This window comes from Bacteroidia bacterium (assembly GCA_023228875.1).
GTDB lineage: Bacteria > Bacteroidota > Bacteroidia > NS11-12g > UBA955 > JALOAG01.
Window position 1 is genome coordinate 391,800 of record JALOAG010000001.1, and the last position, 16,787, is coordinate 408,586.

Annotated in this window: 14 protein-coding genes and 5 tRNA genes; all 19 read left to right on the forward strand. The window is 35.8% G+C overall.

All coding sequences use genetic code 11. From position 1 onward, the window contains the following. The first annotated feature begins 116 nt into the window (after positions 1-116). The 19 genes from M0R38_01870 (at position 117) to purQ (ending at position 16,774) form a co-directional block, all read left to right on the forward strand. Positions 117-1,028, forward strand: coding sequence for a tyrosine-type recombinase/integrase (locus tag M0R38_01870; GenBank protein ID MCK9480495.1), 912 nt, complete (start codon positions 117-119; stop codon positions 1,026-1,028). 110 nt (positions 1,029-1,138) lie between these two features. Next, complete coding sequence (locus M0R38_01875) at positions 1,139-1,432, forward strand: HPF/RaiA family ribosome-associated protein (protein ID MCK9480496.1); 294 nt, start codon at positions 1,139-1,141, stop codon at positions 1,430-1,432. Between the two features lie 115 nt (positions 1,433-1,547). Then, positions 1,548-1,620 (forward strand) — tRNA-Thr (locus tag M0R38_01880). 17 nt (positions 1,621-1,637) lie between these two features. Next, positions 1,638-1,723: transfer RNA gene (locus M0R38_01885), tRNA-Tyr, on the forward strand. Positions 1,724-1,764: 41 nt separating this feature from the next. Continuing rightward, positions 1,765-1,837, forward strand: a tRNA-Gly gene (locus M0R38_01890). 25 nt (positions 1,838-1,862) lie between these two features. Continuing rightward, a tRNA-Thr gene (locus M0R38_01895) sits at positions 1,863-1,934 on the forward strand. Between the two features lie 122 nt (positions 1,935-2,056). Continuing rightward, complete coding sequence (tuf, locus tag M0R38_01900) at positions 2,057-3,244, forward strand: elongation factor Tu (protein ID MCK9480497.1); 1,188 nt, start codon at positions 2,057-2,059, stop codon at positions 3,242-3,244. Positions 3,245-3,275: 31 nt separating this feature from the next. After that, a tRNA-Trp gene (locus M0R38_01905) sits at positions 3,276-3,346 on the forward strand. A gap of 16 nt (positions 3,347-3,362) precedes the next feature. Then, positions 3,363-3,560 (forward strand): preprotein translocase subunit SecE, encoded by a 198-nt coding sequence (gene secE / locus M0R38_01910; protein ID MCK9480498.1) that lies wholly within the window; start codon positions 3,363-3,365, stop codon positions 3,558-3,560. A gap of 22 nt (positions 3,561-3,582) precedes the next feature. Continuing rightward, the gene (gene nusG, locus M0R38_01915) at positions 3,583-4,122 is read left to right on the forward strand and encodes a transcription termination/antitermination protein NusG (protein MCK9480499.1); all 540 of its coding nucleotides are present in this window, start codon (positions 3,583-3,585) and stop codon (positions 4,120-4,122) included. A 24-nt stretch (positions 4,123-4,146) separates the two neighbouring features. After that, the gene (gene rplK, locus M0R38_01920; GenBank protein MCK9480500.1) at positions 4,147-4,587 is read left to right on the forward strand and encodes a 50S ribosomal protein L11; all 441 of its coding nucleotides are present in this window, start codon (positions 4,147-4,149) and stop codon (positions 4,585-4,587) included. A 19-nt stretch (positions 4,588-4,606) separates the two neighbouring features. After that, a complete protein-coding gene (gene rplA / locus M0R38_01925) occupies positions 4,607-5,302 on the forward strand; it encodes a 50S ribosomal protein L1 (protein ID MCK9480501.1) in 696 nt (231 codons plus the stop codon). Positions 5,303-5,309: 7 nt separating this feature from the next. Beyond that, positions 5,310-5,831, forward strand: coding sequence for a 50S ribosomal protein L10 (rplJ, locus tag M0R38_01930; GenBank protein ID MCK9480502.1), 522 nt, complete (start codon positions 5,310-5,312; stop codon positions 5,829-5,831). Between the two features lie 20 nt (positions 5,832-5,851). Then, entirely contained in the window at positions 5,852-6,235 is a 384-nt protein-coding gene (gene rplL / locus M0R38_01935; protein MCK9480503.1) for a 50S ribosomal protein L7/L12, read from the forward strand. A gap of 108 nt (positions 6,236-6,343) precedes the next feature. Further along, positions 6,344-10,147, forward strand: coding sequence for a DNA-directed RNA polymerase subunit beta (rpoB, locus tag M0R38_01940; protein MCK9480504.1), 3,804 nt, complete (start codon positions 6,344-6,346; stop codon positions 10,145-10,147). A 77-nt stretch (positions 10,148-10,224) separates the two neighbouring features. Continuing rightward, positions 10,225-14,517, forward strand: coding sequence for a DNA-directed RNA polymerase subunit beta' (gene rpoC / locus M0R38_01945; GenBank protein MCK9480505.1), 4,293 nt, complete (start codon positions 10,225-10,227; stop codon positions 14,515-14,517). Between the two features lie 78 nt (positions 14,518-14,595). Further along, on the forward strand, positions 14,596-14,919 hold the full coding sequence (locus M0R38_01950) for a DUF3467 domain-containing protein (protein ID MCK9480506.1): 324 nt from the start codon (positions 14,596-14,598) through the stop codon (positions 14,917-14,919). A 201-nt stretch (positions 14,920-15,120) separates the two neighbouring features. Further along, the gene (locus M0R38_01955; protein ID MCK9480507.1) at positions 15,121-16,065 is read left to right on the forward strand and encodes a DUF6089 family protein; all 945 of its coding nucleotides are present in this window, start codon (positions 15,121-15,123) and stop codon (positions 16,063-16,065) included. 28 nt (positions 16,066-16,093) lie between these two features. Then, the gene (gene purQ, locus M0R38_01960) at positions 16,094-16,774 is read left to right on the forward strand and encodes a phosphoribosylformylglycinamidine synthase subunit PurQ (protein ID MCK9480508.1); all 681 of its coding nucleotides are present in this window, start codon (positions 16,094-16,096) and stop codon (positions 16,772-16,774) included. Positions 16,775-16,787: the final 13 nt, after the last annotated feature.

The window sequence follows — 16,787 nt, forward strand, 5'->3', positions numbered from 1 at the left end:
TAGATAATCATTCAACGATCTTCTAAGGTAGAATACTGTACAACTTTGTGAAAATAACGGCAAGTTAGTTTACAACTTGACTTTCTTCCTTGCGTAACTTGCAGTTTCTTTGTAATGTGAGATTTGACAGAGCGTTACCATTATATTATAAGTATCTAAAAGAGGAGAAGAAGTATTCAGTTCATACCCTCATCTCGTATAAGAACGACTTGCAACAATTCACCGAATTTTTATTAAAGGAATTTGAGATTAAGAATATAGAACAAGTTTCAAAACCTGTATTAAGAACATATCTGTCATCATTGACACAAGCCGGATTAGCGCCCTCTTCAATTAATAGAAAGCTCACAGTTTGCAGAAATTTTTATAAGTATTTGGTCAAGAATGAAACTATTGAGACAAATCCCACTGTGAACCTAAAGTCTTTGAAAAAACCTAAAAAACTACCCGTCATAGTAGAACAACAGAAAATATTTAATCTCTTAGATGAACATCTTAGAGCAGATTTGGAATCAAGTGAATACAGAGTCGTATTAAGTGCAACAGCTTTATTCTTTCTTTATCACACAGGAGTTCGTGCATCAGAATTATTAAACCTCAAGATTGCAAATGTTGATTTTGGACAAAATCTAATCAAAGTATTAGGTAAAGGGAATAAAGAAAGAGTTATTCCAATGACACATGAGCTAAAGTATGTCTTACAAAATTTTTATTTGCCAATGCGTAATAAGATTCAGAATAAGGAAATATTTTTTGTTTTCGAGAATAGTAAAAAGATATATCATCGATGGTTGTACAATATAGTAACAGATAAAATCAGAGAAGTATCAACACAAGAGCATAGGAGCCCACACGTTTTACGACATACTTTTGCAACACATTTATTAGATGCGGGAGCAGATTTGAATACCATTAAAGAGTTGTTAGGACACGCGAACCTGACAGCAACGCAAATCTATACACACAACAGTATGGAACGAATAAAAAATATTTATCGATTGGCGCACCCACTCCATAAGAATGAGTAAATAATGTGCTGATTTGTTTTGGCAATCTAAACAATAGGCATTATTTTCGTAGCAGAGAAAGTGGTTCGACACTTTTTACATTATATCATTTCACTAAAATAATTAACGCCATGACAATCGATTTTCAGTATGTAAACTTTAAAGCAGACAGAAAGCTATTAGCACACATTACCAAAAAACTTAGCAAAATGGGTACTTTCTATGACGGAATTATCAATATGATAGTTTATCTAAAGGTCATAAATACAGATAGTAAGGATAACAAGTCCATTGAGGTAAAAGCCAATGTGGCTAACCAAACATTATTTGTATCTGAAGTAAGTCAGAGTTTTGAATCCGCTGTAGACAGAGTCGAGGAAAAACTAAGAACTCAGATACAGAAATACAAGGCAAAACAAGCCTAAAAAATAATTCACAGTTTTTTTTTGCACATTTAAAAAAAGAGTCTACTTTTGCAGTCCTTTCTAAAAAGGCGTAACACCCTTGGAAGAAAGGACTGTTTTTTGATATAGAATATTAGCCACTTTAGCTCAGCTGGTAGAGCAACTGATTTGTAATCAGTAGGTCGTTGGTTCGATCCCGACAAGTGGCTCAATATAAAAGGGTTTAGGGAAGATACTCAAGTGGCCAACGAGGACAGACTGTAAATCTGTTGACTTATGTCTTCGCAGGTTCGAATCCTGCTCTTCCCACCAAAAAACAGCAACGTTCTTTCTAAATCTAATACGCAAAACAAGCGGGAGTAGCTCAGTTGGTAGAGCGACAGCCTTCCAAGCTGTAGGTCGCGGGTTCGAGCCTCGTCTCCCGCTCAGTTTATAACCTTTGTCCACTTTAGCCGTTGTAGCTCAGTGGTAGAGCACTTCCTTGGTAAGGAAGAGGTCGTGAGTTCAATTCTCACCAACGGCTCACATCCACTGAGAATACTTTGGTGCAAGTATTAAAAGTGAGTTAGCAAAAAATAAACAGTGTAAGGATTTAGCATATAAATAAAGATTGATTTTAAATTATTATAAACTAAAAATAATATCATGGCAAAAGAAAAATTTGACCGCTCCAAAGCACACGTAAACATCGGTACTATTGGACACGTTGACCACGGTAAAACTACTTTAACCGCGGCTATTACTACAGTTCTGGCAAAAGCAGGATTCTCAGAAGCACGCGACTACGCTTCTATTGATAATGCTCCGGAAGAAAAAGAAAGAGGTATTACAATCAACACATCTCACGTTGAGTACCAAACAGAAACCCGTCACTATGCACACGTTGACTGTCCTGGTCACGCTGACTATGTGAAGAACATGGTAACTGGTGCTGCTCAAATGGATGGTGCAATTCTTGTGGTTGCAGCAACTGATGGTCCTATGCCTCAAACTCGTGAACACATCCTACTTGCTCGTCAGGTTGGTGTTCCTAAACTTGTTGTTTTTATGAACAAATGCGACATGGTTGACGACCCTGAATTGTTAGACCTTGTTGAAATGGAAATCCGTGATTTACTAAATTTCTATAGTTTTGATGGAGACAATACACCAATTGTTAGAGGTTCTGCTCTAGGTGGATTAAATGGTGACCCTAAATGGTCTCAAACTATCCTTGACCTGATGAAAGCTGTTGACGAATGGATTCCGGTTCCTGCTCGTCTTGTTGATCAACCATTCCTTATGCCTATTGAAGATATTTTCTCTATCACAGGTCGTGGAACTGTTGCAACAGGTAGAATTGAAAGAGGGGTTATCAATGTTGGAGACGCTGTAGATATTATTGGTATGGGTGTTGAAAAACTTACTTCTACTTGTACTGGAGTTGAGATGTTTAGAAAACTTCTTGATAGAGGGGAAGCAGGTGATAACGCTGGTATCCTTCTTAGAGGTATTGAAAAAACTGATATTAAAAGAGGTATGGTTATTTGTAAACCAGGTTCTGTTACTCCTCACCATAAATTTAAAGCTGAGATTTATGTATTAACAAAAGAAGAAGGCGGACGTCACACTCCATTCTTTAACAAATACAGACCTCAGTTTTATTTTAGAACTACTGACGTAACAGGTGAAGTTAAATTACCAGAAGGTACAGAAATGATTATGCCGGGTGATAATGTTACAATCACTGTAGATTTAATTGCTCCGATTGCAATGGAAAAAGGTTTGAGATTTGCAATTCGTGAAGGTGGTAGAACTATCGGTGCTGGACAGGTTACTGACATTATCGAATAATTGTTAGGCTTTTAATTTATAAGGCACGAAAACGGGTGTAGTTCAATGGTAGAATCGCGGTCTCCAAAACCGTTGATCTTGGTTCGAATCCAGGCACCCGTGCAATATTGAAACAGACATGTTAGATAGAATTAAGAATTATTGGAATCTGATGGTAGATGAGTTGCTAAATAAGGTAACTTGGCCTACATGGGAAGAACTTAGACAGGCTTCCGTGATAGTACTTGTTGCTTCTATTATTATTGCTTTGCTCGTTTACTTAGCTGATATTGTTCTTGGTTTTGTTCTTCAGTTTTTTTATGGAATTTTTGGTTAATATTTGATTTGAAACAAAAATTATGACAGAAGAATTTAACTGGTATGTAGTAAGAGCGATTAGCGGTCAGGAAAAAAAGATTGCGAAGTATATTGAATCTGAATTAGAACATGCTAAATTAAGTAAGTATGTTCCGCAAATTTTGATTCCAATGGAAAAGGTATATCAAATTAAGAATGGAAAAAAAGTTGCTAAAGATAGAAGTTTTTTTCCTGGATATATTTTAATCCATGCAAATTTGGTTGGTGAGGTAGCACCTACTATAAAAGCAGTTAACGGTGTTGTTGGATTTTTAGGAGCAAATGATTTACCTGTTCCGCTTCGCCAAGGTGAAGTAAATAGAATCTTAGGTAATGTTGATGAAGTTTCAGAAAGTAGTGAAGAAAGAGTGGAGCCATTTATTGTGGGCGAGCATGTGAAAGTGATTGATGGTCCATTTAGTGGCTTTAGCGGTGTGATTGAAGAAGCAAATGAAGAAAAGAAAAAATTAAAGGTCATGGTAAAGATTTTCGGAAGGAAAACTCCTCTGGAATTGAATTATGGTCAAGTTGAAAAGGAATAATTTATATTTTGTAAATAACCAAATATGGCAAAAGAAATAACCGGATATCTAAAATTGCAAGTAAAAGGGGGACAAGCAAACCCTGCACCACCTATTGGTCCGGCATTAGGTTCTAAAGGTGTCAATATTATGGAGTTTTGTAAGCAATTTAATGCAAGAACTCAAGATAAAATGGGAAAGGTTCTTCCTGTTTTGTTGACATTATATTCTGATAAATCTTTTGATTTTATCATTAAAACACCTCCTGTTGTATCTCAACTACTTGAGGTAACAAAAATTAAAAGTGGGTCTTCAGAACCAAATAGAAAAAAAGTTGCTGAGGTTTCTTGGGAACAGGTTCGTCAAATTGCCGAATCAAAGATGCCTGACCTCAATTGTTTTGAGATTGAATCAGCAATGAAAATGGTTGCGGGTACTGCCAGAAGTATGGGAATAGAGGTTCAAGGTAAAGCTCCATGGGCTTAAATTATTTATATTGTAAGAGATGAAATTAACTAAAAATAGAAAAGCAGCTTTAGCTAAATTTGAACAAGAGAAGGCTTATTCTCTTGCAGAAGCAGCTCAGATTGTAAAGAATATTACAACTACAAAGTTTGATGCTTCTGTTGATATAGATGTGCGTTTAGGGGTTGACCCTCGTCAGAGTAACCAAATGGTTAGAGGTGTTGCAACATTGCCTCATGGAACGGGTAAGACTGTTAGAGTGTTAGTACTTTGTACTCCGGATAAAGAACAAGAGGCTAAGGAAGCAGGAGCCGACCATGTGGGTTTAGATGATTATATAGATAAGATTCAAAACGGTTGGTTAGATATTGATATTATTATCACTATGCCAGCTGTAATGGCCAAGTTAGGAAGACTTGGTAAAATATTAGGTCCAAGAAACTTAATGCCTAATCCTAAATCAGGAACTGTTACGACTGATATTGGAAAGGCAGTAGGAGAGGTAAAAGCAGGTAAGATTGACTTTAAAGTTGACAAAACCGGTATCATTCATGCTTCCATTGGTAAAGTGTCCTTTGACTCTACTAAACTGTCAGAGAATGCTGCTGAGTTAGTTCAAACTTTACAAAAGCTTAAACCTTCTTCTGCAAAGGGGATCTATTTTAAAAGCATTTACCTTTCCAGCACTATGAGTGCAAGTGTAAATGTTGATGTTAAATCAATTCCAGGAATATAAAATTAAGATGAAAAAATCAGACAAGAATGTGATTGTTGCGGAATTGCAAGAGCTCTTTGAAAACAATTCGTTTGTTTATATCACAGATGCTTCCGGTATGACTGCAGCTGACACTAACAAATTAAGAAGGGAATTGTTTAAAAATGGAGTAAAGATGAGAGTTGCTAAAAATACTCTGATTAAACTCGCAATGCAAAATTCGTCAAAGAATTTTGGGGATTTAAAAACTACCCTTAGTGGTTCATCAGCCATTATGGTTAGTGAAAACCTTAAAGCTCCGGCTCTTTCAATTAAAAATTTCAGAGCTAATGGAGATAGCCCAAAATTGAAAGGTGCTTTTATTGATTCTGCAATTTTTATTGGAGATAATCAATTAGGTACTTTAGCGTCATTGCAATCAAAAGAGGATTTGTTGGCAGCAGTTATTGCACTCCTTCAATCACCCGTTAAAAACGTTCTTTCTGCTCTTCAATCAAGTGGACAGAACATTACAGGAATTTTACAAACACTATCAAACAAAGAAAATTAATTAATTAAAAATCAAGAATCATGGCAGATTTAAAACAAATTGCAGAACAGTTGGTCAACCTTACAGTTAAAGATGTAAAAGAGTTGTCCGATATTTTGAAAAACGATTATGGCATTGAGCCGGCAGCAGCAGCCGTTGCTGTAGCTGCAGGTCCTGCTGTTGCAGGTGGTGCAGCAGACACTGGTGCTGCTCAAACTGAATTTGATGTCATCCTTAAATCAGCAGGTGCTGCTAAGTTAGGTGTTGTTAAAGTTGTTAAAGACTTAACCGGACTTGGCTTGAAAGAAGCTAAAGACTTAGTAGATGCAGCTCCAAAACCTGTTAAGGAAAAAGTTTCTAAAGAGGAAGCTGATGCACTAAAGGCAAAATTAGAAGAAGCCGGTGCGGAAGTTGAAATTAAGTAGTTTATACTACTTCTCTCAATCATAACTTTTCTAAGTAGCCCTCTTTTATAGGGGGCTGCTTTGTGCGTTTTACAAATTAATAATTAAAATTAATACAACTTGGCAACTATAGCAGAAAACAACAAGAGAATTGACTTCTCTAAAACAGAAAGGGTTATTGATTACCCTGATTTTCTCGAAATACAATTAAAGTCTTTTAAGGAATTTTTTCAGCTTGATACTCAATCTGATAAAAAGGTTGAAGAAGGATTATACAAAGTTTTTGTTGAAAACTTCCCGATTAGTGATACTAGAAATATATTCACTCTTGAGTTTCTCGACTATTTTGTTGATCCACCAAGATATTCAATATTTGAATGTATTGATAGAGGATTAACATATGCTGTTCCTTTAAAAGCTAAGTTGAAACTGTATTGTAATGATGCAGATCATGAAGATTTTGAGACTATTGTTCAAGATGTGTACTTAGGTACTATCCCATACATGACTCCGCAAGGTACCTTCATCATTAATGGTGCTGAGAGAGTGATTGTTTCGCAACTTCACCGCTCTCCCGGTGTATTCTTTGGACAATCTTATCATACTAATGGAACTAAGTTATATTCAGCCAGAATTATTCCTTTTAAAGGTTCTTGGATTGAATTTGCAACTGACGTGAACAACGTTATGTTTGCGTATATTGATAGAAAAAAGAAATTTCCTGTTACTACCTTGCTTAGGGCAATAGGCTATGAATCAGATAAGGATATTCTTAACATTTTTGGTTTAGCTGAGGAAGTAAAAGTTAGTAAGACCGGTTTGAAGAAGTATATAGGACGTAAACTTTCTGCACGTGTACTTAGAACCTGGATTGAAGATTTTGTTGATGAAGATACAGGAGAGGTTGTGTCTATTGAAAGAAACGAAGTAGTTTTAGAAAGAGATACAATTCTTGAGAATGCACACATTGACTTGATTCTGGATTCTGGAGTTAAAACAATTATTTTAAATAAAAATACTGACTCTAAGAATGATTATGCAATCATCTATAATACACTACAAAAGGATACTTCAAACTCCGGCAAAGAAGCTGTAGAACATATTTATCGTCAATTAAGAAATACAGAGCCACCTGATGAGGAAACAGCTCGTGGTATTATTGAACGTCTATTCTTTTCTGATAAGCGATATGACCTTGGAGATGTGGGTAGATATAGAATTAATAGAAAGTTGAACTTAGATATTCCTATGGAAACCAAGGTTCTAACTAAGGAGGATATTATAAGTATTATCAATTATCTGATTGAATTAAGTAATTCACGAGCTGATGTTGATGATATTGACCATTTGAGTAACAGAAGAGTAAGAACAGTTGGAGAACAGTTGTATCAACAATTTGGCGTGGGTTTGGCAAGAATGTCAAGAACAATCAGAGAAAAAATGAACATTCGTGATAACGAAGTGTTCACTCCTACTGATTTGATAAATGCAAGAACTCTTTCTTCTGTAATCAATTCTTTCTTTGGTACTAATCAATTATCACAGTTTATGGATCAAACCAATCCATTGGCTGAATTGACTAATAAACGCAGATTATCTGCTCTCGGACCTGGTGGTTTGTCAAGAGAAAGAGCCGGTTTCGAAGTAAGGGACGTACACTACACTCATTATGGACGTCTATGTACAATAGAAACACCAGAAGGTCCAAATATTGGTTTGATTTCTTCTCTTTGTGTATATGCTAAAATTAACAGCATGGGCTTTATCGAAACTCCATATAGAAATGTTGTCGATGGTAAGGTTAATATGAATGGAAATGTTGTTTATTTGAGTGCTGAGGATGAAGACACAAAGACAATTGCACAGGCAAATGCAGAATTAAACTCTGATGGAACATTTGCCTCAGACTTAGTTAAAGCAAGATTTGAAGGAGATTTCCCTATTGTTGAGCCGGATAAAATCGACTGTATGGATGTTGCGCCTAATCAAATTGTCTCAATTGCAGCATCTTTAATCCCTTTCCTTGAACACAATGACGCAAACCGTGCTCTGATGGGTTCAAACATGCAACGTCAAGCAGTACCTTTGTTAAGACCACAAGCTCCTATTGTAGGAACCGGTTTAGAAGGTAAAGTTGCCAAAGATTCTCGTGCTTTAATTGTGGCAGAAAATGATGGAATCATTGAATATGTTGATGGTAATGAAATTAGAATTAAATATGAATTTTCTGAAGAAGATGAATTGTCAAGTTTTACAGGTAATGTCGTATCTTATCCAATTACCAAGTTCAGAAGAACAAATCAGAATACATGTGTAAATCTCAGACCGATTGTTAAGAAAGGACAACAAGTAAAAGCAGGACAAGTACTTTGTGAAGGTTATGCTACAGATGGAGGAGAGTTGGCTTTAGGAAGAAATTTGAAAGTAGCATTTATGCCTTGGCAAGGATATAATTTTGAGGATGCTATTGTAATTTCAGAAAAAGTTGTAAAAGAAGACTGGTTTACTTCATTACATGTTTTTGAATTTGAGGTTGAAGTGAGAGACACAAAGAGAGGGGAAGAAGAACTTACAAATGATATTCCTAACGTTAGTGAAGAGGCAACGAAAAACCTTGATGAGAATGGTTTAATAAGAGTTGGCGCAGAAGTTAAGGAAGGAGATATTTTGATTGGAAAAATTACTCCTAAAGGTGAATCAGAGCCTAGTCCTGAAGAGAAACTTTTAAGAGCTATTTTTGGAGACAAAGCTGGAGATGTTAAAGATGCTTCATTGAAAGCACCACCTTCAACATCAGGATATGTTATCAACAAGCAACTTTTCGTTCGTTCTAAGAAAGTAAAAGGAATCAAGACTGAAGAGAAATCTAAAATTACTAAACTTGAAACAGATTACGAAAGAAATGTTTCTAAGATTAGAGAAAAGTTAATTCAAAAACTTTTCAAACTTGTGAATGGTAAAACATCACAAGGAATTAAGAATTCTTTAAATGAGTATGTGATTCCTAAGGGTACTAAATTTTCTCAAAAGGCTTTAGCTTCTATTGATTATGACAATATCAATTATGATGGTTGGACTACAGATTCAGAGAAAAACGAATTGATTAGAAAGGTATTAGTCAACTACAAGAATGCAAAGAATGAGTTCTATGCTGAATTCAGAAGAGAGTATTTTGCTATAACCGTAGGAGATGAATTACCAACCGGTATTTTAAAGATGGCTAAAGTATATGTTGCTACCAAGAGAAAACTGAAGGTGGGTGATAAGATGGCAGGTCGTCACGGAAATAAAGGTATTGTTGCAAGAATTGTTGCAGAAGAAGATATGCCTTTCTTGGAAGATGGAACTCCGGTTGATATTGTTTTAAATCCTCTAGGTGTGCCTTCAAGGATGAATCTGGGACAAATATATGAAACAATCTTAGGTTGGGCAGGTATGGAACTTGGACTCAAGTTTGCAACACCAATTTTTGATGGAGCTTCTGAAGAAGAAGTAGCGGAATATATAAAGAAAGCAGGGTTACCTGAGTTTGGTTCTGTTAACCTTTACAATGGTCTCACTGGTGAATTATTTGATCAAAAAACCACAGTTGGAGTTATTTATATGCTCAAATTAGGTCACATGATTGATGATAAGATGCACGCACGTTCTATTGGTCCTTACTCTCTTATTACACAACAACCATTAGGAGGTAAAGCTCAATTTGGAGGTCAAAGATTCGGAGAGATGGAGGTGTGGGCACTTGAAGCATTTGGCGCATCAAACATCTTACGTGAGATACTTACAATTAAATCAGACGATATTGTTGGTAGAGCAAAAGCCTATGAATCAATTGTGAAGGGTGACCCCATTGTAATGAATGGAATACCCGAATCGTTTAATGTGTTATTACATGAATTAAGAGGTTTAGGACTTGAGATGTCATTTGAATAATTATCACCTTAATAATTAGAAAAGAATCAATGCAAACAAATAAAAAAACACCTAAAATAAACGCTAATTTTAGCAAAATGAGAATCAGTTTGGCTTCACCTGAAATGATTCTACAAAGATCTTTCGGAGAAGTTACAAAGCCTGAAACAATCAATTACCGGTCCTTTAAGCCTGAAATGGGAGGTTTGTTCTGTGAAAAGATTTTCGGTCCTGTAAAGGATTATGAATGTCATTGTGGTAAGTACAAACGCATTCGTTACAAAGGGATTGTATGTGATCGCTGTGGTGTTGAAGTAACTGAAAAGAAAGTCAGACGTGAGAGAATGGGACATATTGAATTAATCGTTCCTGTTGCTCATATCTGGTATTTCAAGTCATTACCAAATAAGATAGGATACTTGTTAGGCTTATCTTCCAAGAAGCTGGATATGTTGGTTTATTATGAAAGATATGTGGTTATTCAGCCGGGTATTAAAGCAGATTTGAATAAGTTAGATTTCTTAACAGAAGAGGAGTATAATGAAATTGTCGAATCTCTTCCAAAGGAAAACCAATATCTTGATGATTCGGACCCTAATAAGTTTATTGCTAAAATGGGTGCCGAAGCATTAGAAGATTTATTAAAAGGGCTAAAGCTTGATGAACTATCTTATGAGTTAAGACATCAAGCTGCCAATGAAACCAGTCAGCAGAGAAAAGCAGAAGCATTAAAAAGACTTAAGGTTATTGAATCATTCAGAGCTTCACAAAAAACAGGCGCTAATCAACCTGAATGGATGATTCTCCGTAACCTGCCTGTGATACCACCGGAATTAAGACCTTTGGTGCCATTGGAAGGAGGAAGATTTGCTACTTCTGACTTAAATGATCTTTATAGAAGAGTTATCATCAGGAATAACAGATTGAAACGATTAGTTGATATCAAAGCCCCTGATGTAATTTTAAGAAATGAAAAGAGAATGTTGCAAGAGGCTGTTGATTCATTGTTGGACAACACCAGACGTGCAAATGCTGTTAAAACCGCAGGTAATAGACCTCTAAAATCTTTGAGTGATATGCTCAAAGGGAAACAAGGTCGTTTTAGACAAAACTTGTTAGGTAAAAGGGTTGATTATTCAGGACGTTCCGTTATTGTGGTGGGTCCTAAATTAAAGATTAATGAGTGTGGTATTCCTAAAGGAATGGCTGCTGAACTGTTTAAACCTTTTATTATTCGTAAACTGATTGAAAGAGGTATTGTTAAAACAGTAAAGTCTGCAAAAAAGATTGTAGATAGAAAAGAGTCTGTTATTTGGGAAATACTTGAAAATATTTTAAAAGGACATCCTGTGTTGCTAAACCGTGCTCCTACATTGCATAGATTGGGTATTCAGGCATTCCAACCTAAATTAGTAGAAGGAAAAGCAATTCAACTACATCCGTTGACCTGTACCGGATATAATGCTGACTTTGACGGAGACCAAATGGCTGTACACGTTCCTTTAGGAAATGCAGCAATCTTAGAAGCTCAGATGTTAATGTTAGCTCCAAATAATATTCTGAACCCTGCGAATGGAGCACCAATTGCAGTACCATCTCAGGATATGATTTTGGGACTCTATTATATTTCAAAAGGGAAAAAATCAACTGCTGATCTGAAAATTAAAGGCGAAAACCTTACTTTTTATTCCCCTGAAGAAGTCATCATTGCTTTTAATGAAGGCAGAGCTGATTTAAATGCATGGATAAAAATAAAAGCAAATGTTAAAGAACAAAACAAACTTACCTATAAATTTATAGATACTACAGTAGGTCGAGTGCTCTTTAATCAAGTTGTCCCTGCTGAAATGGGCTTTATTAATCAAACATTGACCAAAAAATCATTAAGAAACATTATTGGTGAAATGGTGCAAGTTTGTGGTATAAAAGTTACTTCTGATTTCCTTGATAATATTAAGGATATGGGCTTCTATTATGCATTTAAAGGAGGGTTGTCATTTAATATTTCAGACGTAAATATTCCTGAAATGAAGAAAGAACTTGTAGATCAAGCGAGAGCTGAAGTGGAAGAGGTAACAATGAACTACGAGAATGGATTCATTACAGATAATGAGCGTTATAATCAAGTTATTGATATATGGACCAAAGTTAACTCAAGAGTGTCTGAAATTCTGCTTAAACAATTAAGTGAAGACAGACAAGGGTTTAACCCAATCTATATGATGTTAGACTCTGGCGCAAGGGGGTCAAAAGAACAGATTAGACAGTTAGGAGGTATGAGGGGGCTGATGGCTAAACCAAGAAAACACGTAGGTGGTGGTGGTGGTGAGATTATTGAAAACCCAATTCTTGCGAATTTTAAAGAAGGGTTATCTGTATTAGAGTATTTTATCTCAACACACGGTGCTCGTAAAGGTCTTGCAGATACTGCACTTAAAACTGCAGATGCCGGTTATTTGACCAGACGTTTGCATGATGTAGCTCAAGATGTAATCATTACTGAAGAAGACTGTGGTACCTTAAGAGGTATTACAATGGGTGCGCTAAAAGAAAATGATGAAATAGTTGAACCATTGTCAGAGCGTATTTTAGGTCGAATTGGTTTACACGATATTTACCATCCCAAAACCAATAAATTAATTATTGCTGCTGGTGAGCAAATTGACGAAATCGTTGCAAAACAAATAGATGAGGCAGGAATCGAAGAGGTGGAAATCCGTTCTGTAATGACATGTGAATCACACTCAGGAGTTTGTACCAAATGTTATGGTCGCAATCTTGCAACCAATAGAATGGTGCAAAATGGTGAAGCAGTTGGTGTTATAGCTGCACAATCAATTGGAGAGCCAGGTACTCAGTTAACTCTTAGAACTTTCCACGTGGGAGGTACGGCTGCAAATATTGCTGCTGAATCTGAAATCAAGAGTAAGTATGATGGGATTGCAGTTTTTGAGGAAATTAAAACGATTACTGCAGAGAGGATTAATGAAGAGACTGGTGAAGAATCCAAAACTGAAATTGTGATTGGACGTTCAGGTGATGTGAGAATATTAGATAGTAAAACCAACTCATTGATTACAACCTATCATATTCCTTATAGCTCAACACTTTATATAAAGAATAACCAAAAAATTTCGAAGAACAATTTAATATGCTCATGGGATCCATATAATGCCATTATTTTATCAGATTTGGATGGAGTAATAGAATTTTCAGGACTTGAATCAGGTGTTTCTTTTAAAGAAGAAATAGATGATCAAACAGGTTATAAAGAGAAGGTAATTACTGACAGCAAGGACAAAACAATAATCCCTATCATTAAGATTAATGACAAGAAGGGTGCTACTCTGAAAGAGATAAACCTCCCTGTAGGCGCACGCTTAGCTGTTGATAATAAACAAAAGATAAAAGCCGGAGATGTAATTGCAAAAATCCCTAGAACAGGAAGTAAAACAAGTGATATTACCGGAGGATTGCCTCGTATTACTGAGTTATTTGAGGCAAGAAATCCATCTAACCCTGCAGTAGTGTCTGAAATTGACGGTATTGTTACTTATGGTGGAATCAAAAGAAGTAACCGTGAGATTATTGTTCAATCTAGGGAAGGCGAAGTAAAGCAGTATTTGGTGCCATTGTCAAAACATATATTTGTACAAGACGGTGATTTTATTAAAGCTGGAAGTGCACTCTCTGATGGAGCAATAACTCCGCAAGATATTCTCCGTATTCAAGGTCCTACAGCTGTACAAGAATATATCTTAAATGGTATCCAAGAGGTGTATAGACTGCAAGGTGTAAAGATTAATAATAAGCACATTGAAATTATTATTCGTCAAATGATGCAAAAAGTTGAGGTTGTAGAATCCGGAGATACTGTTTTATTAGAAGGTGAATCGGTTGAGAAATGGGAATTCAATCAGGAAAATGATGCAATCTTTGATAAAAAGGTAGTATTAGATGCAGGTGATTCAACCACGTTGAAACCTGGTCAAGTTGTTTCTTTGAGAGAATTAAGAGAAGAAAATTCAAAATTGAAAAGACAAGATATGAAACAAGTGGAGGTGAGAGACGCTGTAACTGCTACCATGATGCCTCTGCTACAAGGAATTACAAAAGCTTCTTTAGGTACTCAAAGTTTCTTGTCAGCTGCTTCCTTCCAAGAAACAACCAAAGTGTTAAATGAAGCTGCAATTTCAGGTAAAGTTGATGATTTACGTGGATTGAAAGAAAATGTAATTGTAGGGCATTTAATACCTGCCGGAACCGGATTAAGAGAATATGAAAATATTGTTGTTGGTTCTAAGGAAGAGTATGAAATGCTTTTGGCTTCTAAAAATGAAGATGAATTGGATGTTAAAGCTGGAGACTCAGTCTCATCCGCCTCTCATTAATTCTCAACTGTATAAAATGACTTATAAAGAAACCCACTATGCAGTGGGTTTCTTTGTCTAAACTAAAATTAAAATAATATGGAAAAGAAAGAAACAAATTTGCCTCCAAATCAATTGGATATAGAATTATCTGAAGAGGTAGCAGAAGGTATTTATTCAAATCTTGCAATAATTACACATTCAAATTCTGAATTTATTATTGATTTCGTTAAGATATTGCCGGGCATTCCTAAAGGAAAAGTCAAATCAAGAATTATATTAACCCCGCAACATGCGAAGCGATTATTAGCTGCGCTTTCTGATAATATGAAACGTTTTGAAGATAATTTTGGAGAGGTTGAGAGTAATAATAACCCACCCGGATTTCCAATTAATTTTGGGGGAATGACAGGACAAGCATAAAAATAATACTTTGTTCTCTAACATAGATCTTAAAAGTATAAATAATCGCAGTTATTAACATGTTCATAATATGTTAATAACCCGAATCGTATTGTTGGCGCTAAATTTTGTCCTTTTTTTCTGTTTTTATCCAATTCTGTTTTTGTTTTATTAATTCGTTGATTACCTTTGCCAACTGCAAAAAAAAGAGGAGATAGAAGTTTGAAAAGTATTTATTCAAAAAAACACATGGGAGGCGTAGTACGGTTTTTTAGACAGTCTTTTTTCTTAGTGGTGTGTTTATTTTTGTGTACACGCCAATCGTTTGCTCAATTTGAAATAATTGGTGCAGTCGGGACAAGTCATTTTCTTGGAGATCTAGGAGGAAAGCCATTGAGAGGTACAAATGATATTTCTGACCTTAATTTTGCTTCAACTCGTTATGCTCTTCTAGGCGGCTTTAGAGTTTTTTTAGGAGATAAAGTTGCTTTCCGTACCAATATTGCCTATGCACGGATTACAGCAGATGATAAACTTACGAAAAACGTTGAGAGACATGGAAGAAATGCAAACTTCTTTAGCCCAATAGTGGAAGGAAGTGCTGTTTTTGAATTACACTTTGGACATAATGGACGAAGTCGATACGATAAGTCAGGTAGTTTCTATCTATATGGCGGGGTAGGCTTCTTTTATTTTGAGCCAAAGGGCAGATTAAATGGAGAAGTTATCAAATTAAGACCACTTGGAACGGAAGGTCAAAATTATCGAGATGATATAAAACCCTATAAAAACACAGGTGTCAATATACCTTTTGGTCTTGGATATAGATTTAGAGTTGGTGATGGCTATTTGGGTATTGAAGTAAATACTAGAAGAAATTTTACTGATTACCTTGATGATGTTAGTACTGTTTTCCCGGATCGAAATAAATTATATACTTCAAGTGGTGCTAAAGCATTAGAGTGGGTTAATAATACTACGAGTACAATTCCGGGTTTCGATGCGCCAGGTGCAATTAGAGGAGATCCTAAGGATAAAGATGGATATTTCTTTATTCTGATTAAATTTGATTATCCGCTAAGAGGTGTAATGGATCTGGGATTCGGTTCCGGTAAGCGTGGACGCGGAGGATTTAGATTTAATAAAGGTAAATGTTGGGAGTTCTAAACCGCTTAGTATTTCATATTTTTGTTGCATGAAAATTGGTGTTGTTGTTTTCCCTGGTTCAAATTGTGATAGGGATTTGATAGAAGTACTTTCATCCATCACTCATACTACCGTTGAAGAACTATGGCATAAGAGTTCTGATCTTAAAGGTTGTACACATATTTTCCTTCCAGGAGGGTTTTCCTTTGGGGATTACCTTAGAAGTGGTGCATTGGCTAAGATTTCTCCTATTATGCAAGAGCTGAAAGTCTTTGCTCAAAATGGAGGTAAAATCATTGGTATTTGTAATGGATTTCAAATACTTTGTGAGTCAAATTTACTACCCGGTGCTTTGTTAAGAAATGAAAACAGAAAATTTGTTTGTAAAGATGTTTATCTAAAAGCCAATTCAAATGCTGTCAAGACCCAAACATTATCCCATATCCCATATAAAGTGCCAATAGCACATGGTGAAGGGCGCTATTTTGCAGACACAACTACTTTAAATAATCTGAAAAAGAATAATCAAATCTTGTTTACTTATTGTAGTGCTGAAGGTTCCTTAACCGAAGATTCTAATCCAAATGGGTCAGTTGATAATATTGCCGGTATTTGTAATGAAACGGGTAATGTTATTGGTATGATGCCACACCCTGAAAGATGTGCCTCTGACTTTTTATATAATGTTGACGGTAAAGCTATCATAAAGGCTTTCTTAAAACTGTCGTAAAAACTAGGGGTTA